At 66.0% G+C, this 16799-nt stretch carries 21 protein-coding genes and 1 riboswitch; of the genes, 13 read left to right on the plus strand and 8 right to left on the minus strand.

Annotated elements, in window-relative coordinates; all coding sequences use genetic code 11:
* Positions 1-159 precede the first annotated feature (159 nt).
* From ACG97_RS15155 to ACG97_RS15200, 10 genes are all read left to right on the plus strand, one after another.
* The gene (locus ACG97_RS15155) at positions 160-528 is read left to right on the plus strand and encodes a VOC family protein (protein ID WP_047968216.1); all 369 of its coding nucleotides are present in this window, start codon (positions 160-162) and stop codon (positions 526-528) included.
* Entirely contained in the window at positions 525-1007 is a 483-nt protein-coding gene (locus tag ACG97_RS15160; protein ID WP_047968217.1) for an EVE domain-containing protein, read from the plus strand. Before ACG97_RS15155 ends, ACG97_RS15160 begins: the two co-directional genes overlap by 4 nt.
* Positions 1004-1318 (plus strand): antibiotic biosynthesis monooxygenase, encoded by a 315-nt coding sequence (locus tag ACG97_RS15165; protein WP_047968218.1) that lies wholly within the window; start codon positions 1004-1006, stop codon positions 1316-1318. Before ACG97_RS15160 ends, ACG97_RS15165 begins: the two co-directional genes overlap by 4 nt.
* A 66-nt stretch (positions 1319-1384) precedes the next feature.
* Positions 1385-1627, plus strand: coding sequence for a Pathogenicity locus (locus ACG97_RS15170; protein WP_047968219.1), 243 nt, complete (start codon positions 1385-1387; stop codon positions 1625-1627).
* Position 1628: 1 nt separating this feature from the next.
* On the plus strand, positions 1629-2363 hold the full coding sequence (locus ACG97_RS15175) for a YafY family protein (protein ID WP_082133822.1): 735 nt from the start codon (positions 1629-1631) through the stop codon (positions 2361-2363).
* Positions 2348-2755, plus strand: a complete 408-nt coding sequence (locus tag ACG97_RS15180; RefSeq protein ID WP_047968220.1) for a VOC family protein — start codon at positions 2348-2350, stop codon at positions 2753-2755. Before ACG97_RS15175 ends, ACG97_RS15180 begins: the two co-directional genes overlap by 16 nt.
* Positions 2756-2814: 59 nt before the next feature.
* Positions 2815-3291 (plus strand): SRPBCC family protein, encoded by a 477-nt coding sequence (locus tag ACG97_RS15185; RefSeq protein WP_047968221.1) that lies wholly within the window; start codon positions 2815-2817, stop codon positions 3289-3291.
* A gap of 224 nt (positions 3292-3515) precedes the next feature.
* Entirely contained in the window at positions 3516-4307 is a 792-nt protein-coding gene (locus tag ACG97_RS15190; protein ID WP_047968222.1) for a DinB family protein, read from the plus strand.
* A gap of 508 nt (positions 4308-4815) precedes the next feature.
* Positions 4816-5214, plus strand: a complete 399-nt coding sequence (locus ACG97_RS15195; protein ID WP_047968244.1) for a helix-turn-helix domain-containing protein — start codon at positions 4816-4818, stop codon at positions 5212-5214.
* A gap of 319 nt (positions 5215-5533) precedes the next feature.
* Positions 5534-6856 carry an MFS transporter gene (locus ACG97_RS15200; RefSeq protein WP_047968223.1) on the plus strand — a complete coding sequence of 441 codons (1323 nt, stop codon included), beginning with the start codon at positions 5534-5536 and terminating at the stop codon, positions 6854-6856.
* Positions 6857-6933: 77 nt separating this feature from the next.
* Here the strand turns inward: ACG97_RS15200 and ACG97_RS15205 are convergent, their stop codons facing one another.
* Both ACG97_RS15205 and purT read right to left on the minus strand, forming a co-directional pair.
* On the minus strand, positions 6934-7275 hold the full coding sequence (locus ACG97_RS15205; protein ID WP_047968224.1) for an FKBP-type peptidyl-prolyl cis-trans isomerase: 342 nt from the start codon (positions 7273-7275) through the stop codon (positions 6934-6936).
* 49 nt (positions 7276-7324) lie between these two features.
* A complete protein-coding gene (gene purT, locus ACG97_RS15210; protein WP_202902798.1) occupies positions 7325-8533 on the minus strand; it encodes a formate-dependent phosphoribosylglycinamide formyltransferase in 1209 nt (402 codons plus the stop codon).
* Between the two features lie 212 nt (positions 8534-8745).
* Here purT and ACG97_RS15215 point away from each other — a divergent pair, with 212 nt between their 5' ends.
* On the plus strand, positions 8746-9414 hold the full coding sequence (locus ACG97_RS15215; protein ID WP_047968226.1) for a flagellar basal body L-ring protein FlgH: 669 nt from the start codon (positions 8746-8748) through the stop codon (positions 9412-9414).
* A 177-nt stretch (positions 9415-9591) separates the two neighbouring features.
* On the opposite strand, the gene ACG97_RS15220 is transcribed toward ACG97_RS15215, so the two are convergent.
* Positions 9592-10131 (minus strand): hypothetical protein, encoded by a 540-nt coding sequence (locus tag ACG97_RS15220; RefSeq protein WP_053068205.1) that lies wholly within the window; start codon positions 10129-10131, stop codon positions 9592-9594.
* Positions 10132-10301: 170 nt separating this feature from the next.
* Here ACG97_RS15220 and ACG97_RS15225 point away from each other — a divergent pair, with 170 nt between their 5' ends.
* Complete coding sequence (locus ACG97_RS15225; RefSeq protein ID WP_082133824.1) at positions 10302-11075, plus strand: response regulator; 774 nt, start codon at positions 10302-10304, stop codon at positions 11073-11075.
* Positions 11076-11230: 155 nt separating this feature from the next.
* On the opposite strand, the gene ACG97_RS15230 is transcribed toward ACG97_RS15225, so the two are convergent.
* From ACG97_RS15230 to ACG97_RS15240, 3 genes are all read right to left on the minus strand, one after another.
* Positions 11231-11944, minus strand: coding sequence for a uracil-DNA glycosylase (locus ACG97_RS15230; RefSeq protein WP_047968228.1), 714 nt, complete (start codon positions 11942-11944; stop codon positions 11231-11233).
* Positions 11945-12154: 210 nt separating this feature from the next.
* Positions 12155-12481: a rhodanese-like domain-containing protein gene (locus tag ACG97_RS15235; RefSeq protein WP_047968229.1), complete on the minus strand. Its 327-nt coding sequence runs from the start codon at positions 12479-12481 to the stop codon at positions 12155-12157.
* Positions 12481-13140 (minus strand): protein-L-isoaspartate O-methyltransferase, encoded by a 660-nt coding sequence (locus tag ACG97_RS15240; RefSeq protein WP_047968230.1) that lies wholly within the window; start codon positions 13138-13140, stop codon positions 12481-12483. The genes ACG97_RS15235 and ACG97_RS15240 overlap by 1 nt, the downstream gene beginning before the upstream one ends.
* Before the next feature lie 128 nt (positions 13141-13268).
* Positions 13269-13403, plus strand: a riboswitch (TPP riboswitch).
* 147 nt (positions 13404-13550) lie between these two features.
* On the opposite strand from ACG97_RS15240, the gene thiC reads away from it, so the two are divergent.
* Positions 13551-15431, plus strand: coding sequence for a phosphomethylpyrimidine synthase ThiC (gene thiC, locus ACG97_RS15245; RefSeq protein WP_156168062.1), 1881 nt, complete (start codon positions 13551-13553; stop codon positions 15429-15431).
* Between the two features lie 63 nt (positions 15432-15494).
* Here thiC and ACG97_RS15250 read toward each other — a convergent pair whose 3' ends face one another.
* Both ACG97_RS15250 and ACG97_RS15255 read right to left on the minus strand, forming a co-directional pair.
* Complete coding sequence (locus tag ACG97_RS15250) at positions 15495-16148, minus strand: hypothetical protein (RefSeq protein WP_156168061.1); 654 nt, start codon at positions 16146-16148, stop codon at positions 15495-15497.
* A 185-nt stretch (positions 16149-16333) separates the two neighbouring features.
* Entirely contained in the window at positions 16334-16708 is a 375-nt protein-coding gene (locus ACG97_RS15255) for a hypothetical protein (RefSeq protein WP_047968233.1), read from the minus strand.
* Positions 16709-16799: the final 91 nt, after the last annotated feature.

Consider the following 16799-nt stretch of genomic DNA (forward strand, 5'->3'; position numbering starts at 1 on the left):
CGGCCGCCGCGCCGGACACGAGCGCCACGCTCACTCTCGCCGGCGCCGGCGAAAATAATTTCACCATGACAAAAGACTACTGACAGCAGGCTGTCAGCAGCCGGTCGCGATACTGGGCAACGGCAAACCCTGCCGCCAACCTGCTACCGGAGCCACACCATGTCCGCCTTTGTTCACTGGTTTGAAATTCCCGCCACCGATTTCGAGCGCGCGGTCGCCTTCTACCGCCAGACGTTCCACGTGGAACTGCACGTCGAGCCGTTCATGGGCGAGCAGATTGCCGTCTTCCGCACCGCCGGCGGCGAGCACCCCGGCTGCATCATGACCAGCCCGCGCTTGCAGCCGGGCAGTGCCGGCAGCCGCGTCTATCTGGACGGCGGGCCGGACCTGGACGCGCTGCTGGCGCGCATCCAGGCCGCCGGTGGCGTGATCCTGCAGCCGCGCCTGACGCTGCCGGACGGCAACGGCGACATCGCGCTGTTCCAGGACAGCGAGGGCAACCACATCGGCCTGCACCACGCGCCATGAGCCGGCGCTACTGGATCGGCGTCGCCTGCCGCGAACACGTTGCCCGCGGTGTGGCCGGCGGCTTTGCCCAGCTGTGCCACGGCAAGGCGGCACCGCTGGCGCGCATGGCGGCCGGCGACGGCCTGGTGTACTACTCGCCGGTCGAGGTCTTAGGCGGCAAAACACCGTGCCAGGCCTTCACCGCCATCGGCAGCGTCTGCGCCGGCGCGCCGTACCGCGTCAGCATGGACGCGTACTTCCGGCCGTGGCGCCGCGATGTCGCCTTTGTCGCCGCGCAAGCGGCGCCGATCCGGCCTTTGCTCACGCAGCTGGCCTTCATTACCGACCCGGCACGCTGGGGCTATCCGCTGCGTTTCGGCCAGCTGCAGATCAGCGCCGCCGATTTTTACCTGATTGCCGCGGCGATGCAGGCCGCGCTGCCGGCCGCATTGCCGCCAGCGCCGGCCTATCCCCTTTTTGACGAAAGCCCCGCACCATGACGACCACACTCACCCCCATCGGCGGACTCGAATTCGCCAGTTTCCGGCTGCGCCCCGGCGTCAGCGAACACACGCTGCGCCAGGCGGCACAGGAGGTGGAAGAACACCTGCTGCGCCACCAGCCCGGCTTTGTCAGCCACACGCTGTGGCGCGGCGACGACGACAGCTATGTCGACCTGGTGCTGGCCGACAGCCACGAACGCGCCGTCGCGCTGTGCGAGCTGTGGCCGGACGATCCGCACGGCGCGCACTTCCTGTCACTGATCGCGCCGGGCAGCGCGCTGCTGGCGTTTTACCGGCGCGTGGCCTGACAAAACACCCCGCCGCCATGGCTCGCGGTTTATCCTTGTCATCCATTCAGCATTGAAGGAGTGCCCATGGCCTTTCCCGAGCACGAACGACAGGCCATGCGCGCCCTGCACGGCGTCGGCGACAGTGTGATCGCGCGGCTGGAACAGCTGGGCTACCAGTCGCTGGCGCAGCTACGCGACAGCGACGAGGCCGAACTGTGCCGCCGGATCGCCCTCATGCTGCGCAGCAGTTGCTGGGGCAATAGCCCGCAGGCGCGCGCCGCCATCGGCGCCGTGATCCGGCTGGCCCGGCAACAGGACGGCGGCTGACATGCGCCGTGCCGACCGCCTGATGCAGATCCTGCTGCTGCTGCGCGGCCGTCGCCGCACCACCGCGGCGCAGCTGGCGCAGTGGCTGGAGGTGTCGCCGCGCACGGTGTACCGCGACATGGCCGACCTGATGGCCAGCGGCGCGCCGGTGAACGGTGAGGCCGGCGAGGGCTACTGGCTGGAGGCCGGTTTCACCCCGCCGCCGCTGAGCTTCTCCGCGGCCGAGCTGTCGGCGCTGGAGGTCGGCGCCCGCATGCTGGCGGCGTGGGCCGACCACGCCACCGCCGACGCCGCGGCCAGCGCGCTGGCCAAGATCCACGCCGTGCTCGGCTCCGCTGGGCTGGCGCCGGCGCCGCTGTTTGCCGCGCGCCATCACGGCTACCCGCGCGAACGGCTGGGCGGCATCACCGCCGCTATCCACGCGCGGCGCTGCCTCGCCATCGACTACCGCGACGAGGCCGGCCAGGCCAGCTGCCGCACGCTGGCGCCGCTGGGACTGTTCTTCTGGGGCGACCGCTGGACGCTGGCGGCGTGGTGCCTGCTGCGCCGCGACTATCGCCATTTTCGTGTTGACCGGATGCAGGCTATACAACAGAACGACACGCCGTGGCCGGACAACATTTCACTGGATGCCTTCCTGCACCACGCCGACGTCGGCGAGCCGGCGCGGCGGCACCTGCAACAACAAATGAGCCAACCCTGGCACCGGGAGTACCACGCATGGAAGCAAGACTGAGCTTTGTCACCCTGGGCGTCGCCGATCTGGCGCGCGCCACCGCCTTCTACCGCGACGTGCTGCAGCTGCCGCAGATCGCGATGCCGGACGGCGCCGGGGTCGCCTTTTTCGAACTCGGCCACACCTGGCTGTCGCTGTATCCGCGCGCGGCGCTGGCCGCCGACGCCGGCGTGGCGGACAGCCCGCCGGCGGCGTTTCCCGGCTTCACACTGGCGCACAACGTGCGCAGCGCGGCCGAGGTGGACACGCTGCTGGCCGAGGTCGCCGCCCGCGGCGGCCGCATCGTCAAGCCGGCACAGGACGCGTTCTGGGGCGGGCGCAGCGGCTACTTCGCCGACGCCGACGGCTTCCTGTGGGAAGTGGCGTGGAACCCGGATTTCCCGCACGTCTGAACCCGCGCCCGCGGCCAACCTTGGCCGCCGCCGGCGCCTAGCCAAAGCAAGGAGCAACCATGACCCTGCCACCCTTCGACGAACACCTGGACCTGGAACTGGGCCGCGACATCGCGCTGCCGCCGGCGCTGCTGTGGCGGGTGTGGACCACGCCGGCGCTGCTGCAGCAGTGGTGGGCGCCGGCGCCGCTGACCACCCCCGAGTGCGAAATGGAACTGCAGCCGGGCGGCGTGTTCCGCACCGTGATGCAGGCGCCGGATGGCGCCCGCTATCCGACCAGCGGCTGCTTCCTCGACATCGTGCCGCAGCGGCGGCTGGTGTTCAGCGACGCGCTGCAGCCGGGCTTCCGCCCCGCCGCCAAGCCCTTCTTCACCGCCGTCATCAGCTTTGACGCGCTGGCCGACGGCGGCACCCGCTACAACGCGCGCGTGCTGCACAAGGACGCCATCGACCGCCAGACCCACGCCGACATGGGCTTTCACGACGGCTGGGGCCGCTGCATGGAACAGATGATCGCGCTGGCGCGCACGCTGTAGCTCCGGGCCACGGCCGGGCGAGCACGGTACGGCGAGATCGCGACCGGGCAGTGGCTCGCACCGCGCAAGCCGCCACCAGGGTTGGCCGTAGGCCTGACGGCATCGCCAGCCGGGTTCGCAATGGTGCCGCGCGGCCCGGCCGGGTCAGTGCGCGGCGGAAACGGCTTGCCGTGGTAGCCGCCAGCTAGTAACGTAGCAATATGCTACGTTACTAGGCGACCGCCATGCACAACCGCTTTGACCAGTTCCGCCGCACAGCCCTCGGCCAGCAGCTGGAACAGCTGATCGACACCCCGCAGCGCTACCTCGAATACGCGGCGCTGTCGCGCGCCGGCATCCCGGCGGTGACGGCCATCGTCCACGAACTACAGCACAAGTTCGCCGAAGTCGCCGCCGACCAGAGCGCGCGCCAGTTCTGCGGCGCCATGGTCGGCGACGTGATGCGCCGCCACGGCCACCAGCTGCTGCGCCCGCGCGGGCGGGTGCCGGGCGGTTACTTCAGCTACGGCGCGGTGTGGTCGCCACTGCCGCAGCCGCGCAGCTTCGCCGAGCTGCTGGCCAGCCTCGCCATGATGCCGCAGCGGGTGCTGCAGCGGCTGGCGACACTGCCGCCGGCACAGCAGCGCGCGCGCCCGGCCGGCATCGGCTTCTCCGCGCTGGAGCACCTCTGCCACCTGCGCGACCTCGACGACGACGCTTTCCGCCCGCGCGTGCGCGCCATCCTCGAACAGCCGCAGCCGCTGCTGCACGGCGTCAACGGCAGCGAGTGGGCCATCGCCCGCGATTACCAGGCGCAGGATTACGCGCAGGCGGCCAGCGGCATGCTGCGCGCGCGCGGCGAGCTGCTGGCACTGCTGCAGGGCTGCGACGCCGATGCCCAGGCCCGCATCGGCGTCTGGGAAGGCCGGCAGCGGCTGACGCTGGCGGAGCTGGTCGCCGACATGGTGGCGCACGACGACACCCACCTGCAGGAAATCGACGAGCTGCTGCTGGCACTGGACGGCTGCGCGGTCTGAGCCGCCGCCGGCGTGGCGGCCACGCCTGACGCGCCGGCAGCGTCAGCAGCAGCCACGGTTTGAGGGTGAGCGCCCGTTGTCACCCGCTGGCAGCAGGCCATGGCAGCCTGCCACCGTGCACCTGTCATCGATCGCACCAGCAGGGTGCTGGTGTCCGTCATCACCGGCAGCAACGCGCGCCACGCCCAGTCGCCACCACTGTATGAATAAGGCACAGCACGACTTTCATACAATCATACATGCCATACTTTTTGGTGGACTTGCGCCCGGATTGCTTGTATTGCCATGGTGTGATTGTATTTTTGCAGAAAATCACACAAGAATCACAAGCCATTGATATAAAAATAATTAGCCGGATGGACGTCGCTACGACTGTATGATTTATCTGTCAAATGTGGCAAACACCATACACACATCCGGGCGTGACACTGTTTGCTGTATGTTTTATTGTATTAATCGGCGCATCCTGTGTATGATCAACGCTTATTCCCGTCTGCTGGAGAGCGCGATGCCCGTACTGCCCGACTTTGAAAGTGCCGAATTTGCCCCGGCGCTGAAAGCCATCCGCAAGCAATTGCAGCTGTCGCGCACCGCGCTGGCGGCCCAGGTCGGACTGTCCACCGCCGCCATCCAGCGCTACGAGGCGCAGGACGGCAGCAACATCAAGCCCAGCCGCGAAGCCTACGAACGGCTGAGCAAGGTGCTGGCGACCCTGCTGGCCGACAACGCCAGCGCGGCGGTCAGCCCGCCACCACCGGTGACGCCACCCGTGGCCGTGGTAGCCGCCACCGCAGCGGAGCCGGCTACGCCGCTGGCCGCCGGCATCCTGCTGGCCGACGCCACGCTGGAACAGCTGATCGCCCGCGCCAAGGCGATGGGGGCGAAGAAGGTGACCGTCGAGTTCTGAATGGAATGACAGGCACGACAGTGTGATTCGTGACACAAGCCGGTCACGAATCACACATTGCTCATACACAACACCGCCGTGCACCCGCCGGCGGTTTTTTTGCGGCCAACGTTGGCCGCACCGCTTCCCGCTGATCCTTCCCGTGCGCCGTCCATCGCGAGCGATCCACATGTCATGTTTCATGACGTCATAAATGACAATTGCCAATCGTGAAACAGCCGTTTAGTCTGCCAGACTCGGTTGCCGCATTGCGACATTGCCGCCGCAGGCAGGCCGACCGTTAGCACCCACCACCAATAAGACCAAAGAGATTACCGTTATGAACCCACACCGTAGCGTGGCCCATGCGGCACGCCCCCTCAACCGCCAGGATTACAAGACCCTCTCGCTCGCCGCCCTCGGCGGTGCGCTGGAGTTTTACGATTTCGTGATCTTCGTTTTTTTTGCCGTGGTGATCGGCAACCTGTTCTTCCCGCCGGAAATGCCGGACTGGCTGCGCCAGTTCCAGACTTTCGGCATCTTTGCCGCCGGCTATCTGGCACGACCGCTGGGCGGCATCATCATGGCGCATTTTGGCGACCTGCTTGGCCGCAAGCGCATGTTCACGCTCAGCATCGTGCTGATGGCCTTGCCCACCTTGCTGATGGGCCTGCTGCCGACCTATGCCAGCCTCGGCATTGCCGCGCCGCTGTTGCTGCTGGCGCTGCGCATCCTGCAGGGCGCCGCCATCGGCGGCGAGGTGCCGGGGGCGTGGGTATTCGTCTCCGAACACGTGCCACAGCGCCACATCGGCTATGCCTGCGGCACGCTGACCGCCGGCCTGACTGCCGGCATCCTGCTCGGTTCGCTGATCGCCACCGCCATCAATACCAGCTACAGCGCGACGGAGATCGCCGACTGGGCATGGCGCATTCCGTTCATTCTCGGTGGCGGTTTCGGCCTGATGGCGATGTACCTGCGCCGCTGGCTGGAAGAAACGCCGGTGTTTGCCGAAATGCAGGCCAACAAGGCGCTGGCCGAGGAAATGCCGCTGAAAACCGTGCTGCGTGACCACAAGCCGGCCGTGGTGGTGTCGATGCTGCTGACCTGGCTGCTGTCCGCCGCCATCGTGGTGGTGATCCTGATGACGCCAACCTACCTGCAGAAGCAGTTCGCCATCGACGCCGCGACCTCGCTGAAGGCCAACAGCCTCGCCATCGTGGCGCTGACCTTCGGCTGCGTGCTGGCCGGCGCCATCATCGACCGCATCGGCAGCGGCATCACCTTTATCGTCGGCAGCCTGCTGCTGGGACTGGCCAGCTACCACTTCTATCACCAACTCGATAGCAGCATCAGCAGCAGCGCGCTGTACGGCTGGTACGCGCTGACCGGCCTCACTGTCGGCATCGTCGGCGCCGTGCCCTACGTGATGGTGCATGCCTTCCCGCCGGTGGTGCGCTTCACCGGGCTGTCGTTCTCCTACAACCTGTCCTATGCCATCTTCGGCGGCCTGACCCCCATGGTGGTGACACTGTGGATGAAGGCCGATCCGCTGGCACCGTCGCACTATGTCAGCAGCCTGTGCGCGCTCGGTGTACTGGTCGGCATCTGCCTGCTGCTGGTCGAGCGTCGTCAGCCGGCGCTGGCCACCAGCGCCGGCTGACGCCAGAGCAGGGAAGCACAGCAAAACGCCCGTTACCGGCAGCCGGTAACGGGCGTTTTTCTATGCCGCCAACGCGCTCAGTCGTCGCGGGTCAGCACTTCCAGCAGCTCGATCTCGAAGATCAGGTTGGAGTGCGGCGTGATATGGGTGCCGATCTGGCGCTCGCCGTAGGCGAGGTGGGCCGGCACCCACAGCTTGCGCTTGCCGCCGACGCGCATGCCCATCAGGCCCAGATCCCAGCCCTTGATCACGCGGCCGCTGCCGATCACGCACTGGAACGGCTTGCCGCGCTGGTAGGAGGAATCAAAACAGGTGCCGTCCTCCAGCCAGCCGCGGTACTGGGTGGTAATCAGCGCGCCCTTGACCACCGCCTTGCCGTCGCCGGGCAGCAGGTCTTCAATCTGCAATTCGTCATTCATGCTGTCTGTCACTCCTTGTTTGATACGGTGCCAAGGTTGGCCGCAACGCCTAGTTGCCGCTGACCGGCTTGACCTTGCCCGCCGCCAGCCGTGCGCGTTCGCGCGCGGTGGCGACGTCGTCTGCCCGCGCCACCGCCACGCCCATGCGACGGCGTTCGAAGCTTTCCGGCTTGCCGAACAGGCGCAGGTCGGCGCCCGGCACCGCCAGTGCCTCGGCCACGCCGTCGAAGGCGATGCCGGCTTCGTCCAGCCCGCCGTAGATCACCGCCGACGCCGCGGCATTGCGCAGCGTGACGTCCACCGGCAGGCCGAGGATGGCGCGCGCGTGCAGCTCGAATTCGCTGTAGATCTGGCTGGCCAGCGTCACCAGCCCGGTGTCGTGCGGGCGCGGGCTGACCTCGGAGAACCACACCTGGTCGCCCTTGACGAACAGCTCGACGCCGAACAGGCCGCGGCCGCCGAGCGCGGCGGTGACCTTGGCCGCCATGTCCTGCGCGCGCTGCAGCGCCAGCGGCGACATCGGCTGCGGCTGCCAGCTTTCGATGTAGTCGCCGCGCTGCTGCAGGTGGCCGACCGGGGCGCAGAAGTGGGTGGCGATGCCGCCGGCGCCGTCACTGGCGCGCACGGTGAGCAGGGTGATTTCGTAGTCGAAGTCGATGAAGCCCTCGACGATCACCAGCCCTCTGTCGACGCGGCCGGCGCTGAGCGCGTAGTTCCATGCCGCCGCCACGTCGTCCGGGCCGCGCAGCAGCGACTGGCCCTTGCCGCTGGACGACATCACCGGCTTCACGAGGCAGGGGTAGCCGATGCCGGCGTCGATGGCGGCCTGCAGCTCGGCTTCGCTCGCGGCAAAGGCGTACGGCGAGGTCGGCAGTGCCAGCTCCTCGGCGGCCAGGCGGCGGATGCCTTCGCGATTCATGGTCAGGTTGGCCGCACGCGCGGTGGGGATCACCTCGGCGAGGCCGTCGGCCTCGATGCGCAGCAGTTCCTCGGTGGCGATGGCCTCGATCTCCGGCACGATCAGGTGCGGCCGCTCGGCTTCCACCAGCGCGCGCAGTGCGGCGGGGTCGGCCATGTTGATGACGTGGCTGCGGTGCGCCACCTGCATCGCCGGCGCGGCGGGGTAGCGGTCGACGGCGATGGTTTCCACGCCAAGGCGCTGCAGGGCGATGACCACTTCCTTGCCCAGTTCGCCGCTGCCCAGCAGCATGACGCGTCGGGCCGACGCGGAAAGAGGGGTTCCGATACGCATGGGGATACTCGCGGGTGGCTGTCGATGCCGCATTTTAGCATGTGCGCCGGCCGCCACCGGGCACGGCACTGGCCGGCCGGCGCCGGCACCTGCAAGCGGTGAAATATTGCCATTGTTGGCGATATGTAGCCAAAGCACGGTATTTTGAAACGAAAGTGCCGTAATGCGACAACCGCGGCATGCTTGAATGGAGGGGTCAACTTTGCCGGATCCGAGCCATGCACCGTGTCGTCTCCCTGCTGTTGCCGCTGCTGCTGGCGGCCTGTACCACGCCGTCGGTGGTGCAGCTGCCAACCAGTAGCTACCCGCAGTTGCGGCCGCTGCTGGCGCAGGACAGCGGCGGCGGCATCTTCAATCCGGCCACCGCGCGGCTGTTCTTCGAGACCCAGATCGCCAAGCACGTCGGCGACAGCATCGTGGTCACCATCGAGGAAGACGTCAGCAGCAGCAGCAGCCGGCAGCTGAACGACAAGGCCAGCGGCGCCACCAGCATCGACGGCCCCGGTGCGCTGCACACCATGCCGGGGCTGATCAAGCAACTGTTCGAGGTCGATGTCGACTCCGACTACAGCATCAACGACAGCGGCCAGAGCAGCGTCAAGAACAGCAACAAGGTCAACGGCAACATCATGGTGTCGGTGCTGGACGTGCTACCCAACGGCTATCTGGTGGTCGGCGGCGACAAGGCGGTGCTGGTCAACGGCAAGCAGAGCGTGCTGCGCTTCTCCGGCATCGTCAACGGCAACCATATCCAGCCCGGCAACAGCATCTCGTCGAAGTACGTGATCAACGCGCGACTGGACCAGGTCAACCAGAACATGCCGCTGGACGCCGGCGTGCTGGCGTGGGTGCAGTTGCTGTTCGGCGCCGCGGTCAGCCTGTACTGAGCGCGTGTTCACGATCGCGCGCGCTCACGCAAGACAGGGCGAACACGGCGGCGGAAGCGGCGTTGCGCCAGACAGGAGCACGCATTCCGGCGCCGTTTTCAACGCCGTATCGCCCCATTTGCAGCCATTCGCTACACATCATGCACAGGTTCTGCGCACAAGCTTGGCCGCAGGCAGCTAGCGCACGTCGCGCGGGCCGCCGCTGAACAGCAGCTGGTCGAGCAGGAAGATCAGCTTGGCCTCGGTGCTGGCCCACTTGTCGAAGCCGAGCCGGCGCGGCTCGTACACCACCTTGGCCAGCACGTTACCGTCCTTGCGCAGCGCCAGCGTGGCGTAGCTCATGTAGGCAAAATCCTGTTCCCAGGCACGGCTGGCGGCGTAGCTGAGCACCACGCAGCCGGCGGGCAGGGTGCCCGGCGCGTACACCTGGCTGGCCACGCCGCGGCGGCGCAGGCCGTCCTCCACCACGCGCAGGAAATCCGGCACCGTCACCCGTTCGTTCCACTCGATGCACAGCTGCGGGTACGGCGCCAGCCTCCGCTCGCTGGCCTGGCGTTCCTTTTCCGCCATCGCCTGCATCTCGGTGGCGGTGGAAAAGCCGAAGGTGAACACCTCGCGCACCGGGTTGGGCAGCGCCTGGATGGTGATGCAGCCGCCGAGGCTGGCGCTGGCCAGCAGCAGGCCGAGGCGGACGGTTCGCGAGCAGGAGTGGGGCATGGGGACGGCCGCGCCAGGCGGTAACGGGGAGAGCCAGCCGGCAGTCTACGCGCGGCGATGTAGCGGGCAGTTTGCCGCTTTGTATCCATTCCCGTACACAACGCACACACCGGCGTTGCAGCCGCTGTTTAAGCTGGCGCGATCGTGTTCCGGCGCAGGCCCTGATTCCCATGATTTCCAGCAGTCCCGCTCTCACCGTTGCCCCCGGCGCCGCACCGGCCATGCTGCACGTGCTGGTGGTGGACGACGACGAAGACATCCGCAGCCTGATCTGCCAGTACCTGCACGGCTACGCGATGAGCTGCGTCGGCGTCGGCAACGGCCGCGCCATGCGCGAGGCGATGGCCACCCGCCAGTTCGACGTCATCGTGCTAGACCTGATGCTGCCCGGCGAAAGCGGGCTGACACTGTGCAAGGAGATCCGCAGCCAGTCCGCGGTGCCGATCCTGATGATCAGCGCCCACGGCGAGCCGATCGAACGCATCATCAGCCTGGAGGTGGGCGCCGACGACTTCGTCAACAAGCCGTTCGACATCCGCGAGTTGGTGGCGCGCATCCACTCGGTGCTGCGCCGCACCCAGGCCGGGCGCCAGCCGGCCGCCGGCCACGGCAGCGACAAGCCGCCGCGCCAGATCCAGTTCGGCGACTGGCGCCTCAACGTCGGCCTGCGCCAGCTGCAGGACAAGCAGGGCGTGGTGATCCCGCTGTCCAATGCCGAATTCCGCCTGCTGTCGGTGCTGCTGCAGCGGCCGCGCACCATCCTCGACCGCGAGCTGCTGCTGGACCTGACCCGCGGCTGTACCGTCGACGCCTTCGACCGCAGCATCGACATCCTGATCTCGCGCCTGCGCCACAAGCTACAGGACGACCCGCGCAACCCGCGCCTGATCCGCACCGTGCGCGGCGAGGGCTACATCCTGGATGCGGTGACCAGCTGCCTGTAAACGGTGGCGCCAAGCCGCGCGCGGCGACACGAAAACGGTGGCGTGACCGCGCGCACGCCGGGTGCCGGTGCCGCTAACGCCGTATCAGCCGCTGGCCATCCGGTAAGCCTTGAAGCGGCGCGTCGTTGCGGCCAACGTTGGCCGCAGCGTGTGCGCTAGAACAACCCGCCCTGTGCCACCACGCCACCCCAGGCGATCTCGCCGCGGCCGCGCTCGGCCAGCCACTGGTTGGCCTGCGAGAAATGGCGGCAGCCGAGAAAACCGCGGCTGGCCGACAGCGGTGACGGGTGCGCCGCCTTCAGCACGCAGTGGCGGGCGGCATCGATACGCTCGGCCTTGGTATGCGCCCAGTTGCCCCACAGCAGGAACACGCAGCCGGGGTTGGCCGCGTTCACCGCGTCGATCAGCGCGTCGGTCACCGGCTGCCAGCCGAGCTTGCCGTGGCTGCCGGCGCGGTCGGCCTCCACCGTCAGCGAGGCATTCAGCAGCAGCACTCCCTGCGCCGCCCAGTGCGTCAGGTTGCCGCTGGCCGGCGGCGGCAGGCCGAGGTCGCTGAGCTGTTCCTTGTAGATGTTGCGCAGGCTGGGCGGGATCTTCACCCCGTCCGGCACCGAAAAGCTCAGCCCCATCGCCTCGCCGGCGCCGTGGTACGGATCCTGGCCGATGATCACCACGCGGATGTCGGCCGGCGCCACGTGGCGCAGCGCGTTGAACACCAGCTCGCGCGGCGGGTAGATCACCGCACCGGCGGCGGCGCGGTCGGCCAGTTGCGCGTCGATCACCGCCAGTTGCGCACTGATGGCCGGCGTTGCCAGCACCTGTTGCCAGGCGGCGGGCAGGGTGGCGAGGGCGGGGGCGAGATAAGTCATGTTGTTAACCATCGGAATCACGAAAAATTCAGGGTCCGGCCGCGGGGGAGTCACCCCCCGTTGCTGCCACCGAACCCGCAGCAGCAATAGCGGCCGCCAACACCGCGCCAGACACGCAAAGACCAGCGTGCAATGGCATGCCGTGCCGGCAGCGGTACCAATAAAAAAGCCGCTCCACAGGGAACGGCTTTGCTTGCGGCCAACGTCGGCTCAGTAGCGCGCCATCGCCGGCTCGACCTCGTCCGCCCACGCCGCCACGCCGCCGCGCAGGCTCAGCACCTGCTCGAAACCGGCGTTTTCCAGGAACAGGCCGACCTGGTAGCTGCGCACGCCGTGGTGGCAGATGGTCACCACCGGGGTGTCATCCGGCAGCTCGTTGTGGCGCAGCGGGATCAGGTTCATCGGAATCTGGCGCGAGCCGTCGATGCGGCACAGCGCGTATTCCCAGTCCTCGCGCACGTCGAGCAGCACCGGCTGCGGACGGGACGCGTCGGCCAGCCAGTCGGCCAGCTCGCGGGCGTTGATTTCGCGGATCATCAGAAGCTGAAGCGCGACGGTTCGATCGCGTCCAGCTGCTGCAGGCGCGCGATATTGGTATCGAAGCTGACGCTTTCCTGATACGCGGTTTCGGACACGCGGGTGATGATCTTGGCGACCATTACCGGCGCGTCGCCGACGATTACCGCCATACGGCCACCAACGGCCAGCTGTGCCTTCAGCGCTTCCGGCACTACCGGTACCGAACCGCCGACGCAGATCACGTCGAACGGTGCCTGCGCCGCCAGACCGTCAATGCCGTTGCCCTGGCTCAGCGTCACGTTCTTGATGCCGGCGGTTTTGAGGTTGGCCGCGGCGTGCTGCAGCTGCTGCGCGTCGATGTCGACGCTGTACACATGCTGGCCGACGGCGGCCAGCAGTGCGGTCAGGTAGCCGCTGCCGGTGCCGATTTCCAGCACCTTGTCGCTGGCTTTCACCTGCAGGTCCTGCACCAGACGGGCTTCGACCTTCGGCTCCAGCATGGTGCAGCCGTTGTCCAGCGGCAGCTGGGTGTCGACAAAGGCCAGCGCGCGCTTGTCGGTACCGACAAAATCTTCGCGTTTCACGTGGAACAGCAGATCGAGAATGGAGGTGTCGAGCACGTCCCACGGACGGATCTGTTGCTCAACCATATTGAAGCGGGCTTGTTCGAAATTCATCGGAAACTCCGGCTTGGATTCTAGACAATATCAAGGACGACTCTGAAAAACAGGCTGCCTCAACCCGCATTTCACAACCGCCCGAGCAATTCGTAACTTGCGATTATCCCACATTTACCTTACCTTCACAGCATCGCTAGGGGTCCTGCTCCTGTTGTGTACCATTCGCACCAAAACGCGTATGGCATAAACAGGGCGGGTGAGAGTTACCCTTAGAACCTGACCCGGATAATACCGGCGTAGGGAAGCGTAATCTGCCAGACACCGCCCGCCGCGCTGCGTTCCCGCCCGGCTTGCGGCCAACCTTGCAGCCGGACACCCGGGCCGCTCCTTGCGCCGTTTCATCGCCTTGGAGAACCTGCCCGATGAACGCGCCTGCCACACCCGATAGCCACAAGCCCAACCAACAGATGGTGGTCGATGCCGCCGCCATCGCGCCGCTGCCCAATTCGCGCAAGATCTACGTACAGGGCAGCCGCCCGGACATCCGCGTGCCAATGCGCGAGATCAGCCAGGCCGACACCCCGACCCAGTTCGGCGGCGAGCGCAACCCGCCGATCTACGTCTACGACTGCAGCGGCCCGTACACCGACCCCGCCGCCAGCATCAACATCCAGAACGGCCTAGCCCCGCTGCGCGCGGCGTGGATCGCCGAACGCGACGACACCGAGCTGCTCGCCGGCCTGTCCAGCGACTACGGCCGCCAGCGCGAAGCCGACCCGAAACTGGCCGACCTGCGCTTCAACCTGCAGCGCAAACCGCGCCGCGCCAAGCCTGGCCGCAACGTCAGCCAGATGCACTACGCACGCCAGGGCATCATCACCCCGGAGATGGAATACGTCGCCATCCGCGAAAACCTCAACCGCCAGGCCTATGTCGAGAGCCTGAAAACGGCCGGTGGCAAGAACGACCGCCTGCTGGAGCTGATGACGCGGCAGCACCCCGGCCACAGCTTCGGCGCCAACCTGCCGGAGACCATCACCCCGGAATTCGTGCGCCAGGAAATCGCCGCCGGTCGCGCCATCATCCCCAACAACATCAACCACCCGGAATCCGAGCCGATGATCATCGGCCGCAACTTCCTGGTGAAGATCAACGGCAACATCGGCAACAGCGCGGTAACGTCGTCGATCAGTGAAGAAGTGGACAAGATGACCTGGGGCATCCGCTGGGGCGCCGACACCATCATGGACCTGTCCACCGGCAAGAACATCCACGAAACCCGCGAGTGGATCCTGCGCAATTCGCCGGTCCCGATCGGCACGGTGCCCATCTACCAGGCACTGGAAAAGGTCAACGGCAAGGCCGAAGACCTGACCTGGGAAATCTTCAAGGACACCCTGATCGAGCAGGCGGAGCAGGGCGTCGACTACTTCACCATCCACGCCGGCGTGCGCCTGCAGTACGTGCCGCTGACCGCCGGCCGCATGACCGGCATCGTGTCGCGCGGCGGCTCGATCATGGCCAAGTGGTGTCTGGCGCATCATCAGGAAAACTTCCTGTACACCCACTTCGAAGACATCTGCGACATCATGAAGGCCTACGACGTGGCCTTCTCGCTGGGCGACGGCCTGCGCCCGGGCAGCGCCTGGGACGCCAACGACGCGGCGCAGCTGGGGGAACTGAAGACGCTGGGCGAACTGACCCAGATCGCGTGGCAGCACGACGTGCAGGTAATGATCGAAGGCCCCGGCCACGTGCCGATGCAGCTGATCAAGGAGAACATGGACAAGGAGCTGGAGTGGTGCCACGAAGCACCGTTCTACACCCTGGGGCCGCTGACCACCGACATCGCACCGGGCTACGACCACATCACCAGCGCGATTGGTGCGGCGCAGATCGGCTGGTACGGCACCGCCATGCTGTGCTACGTGACGCAGAAGGAGCACCTGGGCCTGCCGAACAAGAATGATGTGAAGGAAGGCATCATCACCTACAAGCTGGCCGCCCACGCCGCCGACCTGGCCAAGGGCCATCCGGGCGCGCAGATCCGCGACAACGCGCTGTCCAAGGCGCGCTTCGAGTTCCGCTGGGAAGACCAGTTCAACCTCGGCCTTGACCCGGACAAGGCTCGCGAATTCCACGACGAGACGCTGCCGAAAGACAGCGCCAAGGTGGCGCACTTCTGCTCCATGTGCGGCCCGCACTTCTGTTCGATGAAGATCACGCAAGATGTGCGCGAATTCGCCGCCAAACAGGGCATCAGCGAACAGGACGCGCTGCAGAAGGGTATGGAAGTGAAGTCGATCGAGTTCGTGAAGGGCGGCGGCAAGCTGTACGACAAGGTGTAAGACGTTATTGCTTCACGTGAAACAAAAGGTTGGCCGCATTACTGCGGCCAACCTTTTTCTGAACTAGAGGTGATCTTCACCTTTACGCAACGATTCACTGACATTGCGAACCTCTTCCAGTTGAACGTTCGCATGCTGATACGTATCAAGCATCAGCTGATACTTTGAATCGATTGCTTCAGCCAGTTCATTAGTTTTTACAGCCAGTTCATCTATTTTTTGTACTTTTTCATCAAGTGCTTCGAATTTCTCATTGAGAAGAGACTTAGCCTCCCGAATCAATTCAATCGTCTCTGATAGCTCATTTTTGGCTTCACGGGACAATTTTCTTATTTCCACAACTTGCTTTTCAACGTCAGCTTTATAGTTTTTGGCAACTAACCAAGGGGCGATGACCCCGAATAGTGCAATGACTCCCGTTAGCACCCCAAGAAAGCCCAGCCAAAAATCTACTGACTTGCGGCCAACCTCCAGCGCGTCCTTGGCTACCTCGAGAGCCTGTTTTTCACCTTGAATGCTTTTCAACGCGCTGGCAGCGGCGGCACTGGCCATGACTGGCGTGGCAGCATACACCTGGCTGGCAACCAGCTGTTGCAGGGCGGTTTGCTGCTCCGGCGTAAACGGGGAACCGGCCGGCACATCGGCATGCGCAAGGTTGGCCGCAACGAGGGCGGTGGCGAGCAGGGAGAGAAGCAGGGCAGGGCGCAGTGGCAGCATGGATGAATTCCGGCGGACGATGCCTGATTCTATCAGCATCATTCGCCGGCAATACGCAGGCCGAGCCGAGAAGCAGTTTCACGTGGAACGGCTTCAAGCCTGCAGCGTCTTGCGGCCAAGCTTGGCGCCAGACAGCAAAACGGCAGCCGTCAGTGGCTGCCGTTGTTGATGGCGATGGCGCAGAATCAGGCTTTGCGCCGGTAGCTGACGCCAGGGAACACGCGGATGATGTCGTCGCCGCTCAGCGCCTGGCTGTCGGCTTCCAGCAGCTGCCAGTAGTGATCGCCGTCGAACAGGTCGCGATAAACCGGGATGCCGTCCTGGTAGAACATCAGGTGGTGGCCGATGAAATCGTCGAGCGGGCGCGGCGAGCTGTCGTCCTGCATCACGAACATCACCGCGGTGCTGGGGGAGAGCTCGCGGATCTGCTCGCGGTCGGCCTGCCACAGCCCGACAAAGATCAGTAGCACGGAAAACATCAGTAGTGTCCAGGCGGTGGCCAGCGTGGACAGCACCGCCAGGATCGTCGCCCCGGTGAAGTAGAACCGACTGTCAAACATGATGCCCCCCCTGTGCTGTCACACAGTCATCCGGCAGCGGCGCAACAGGCGCCGAGATTTCATCATAGGTGAGGCTGGCGCGCTTTTCCGC

It is taken from the genome of Vogesella sp. EB, from assembly GCF_001037925.1.
GTDB classification, from domain to species: domain Bacteria; phylum Pseudomonadota; class Gammaproteobacteria; order Burkholderiales; family Chromobacteriaceae; genus Vogesella; species Vogesella indigofera.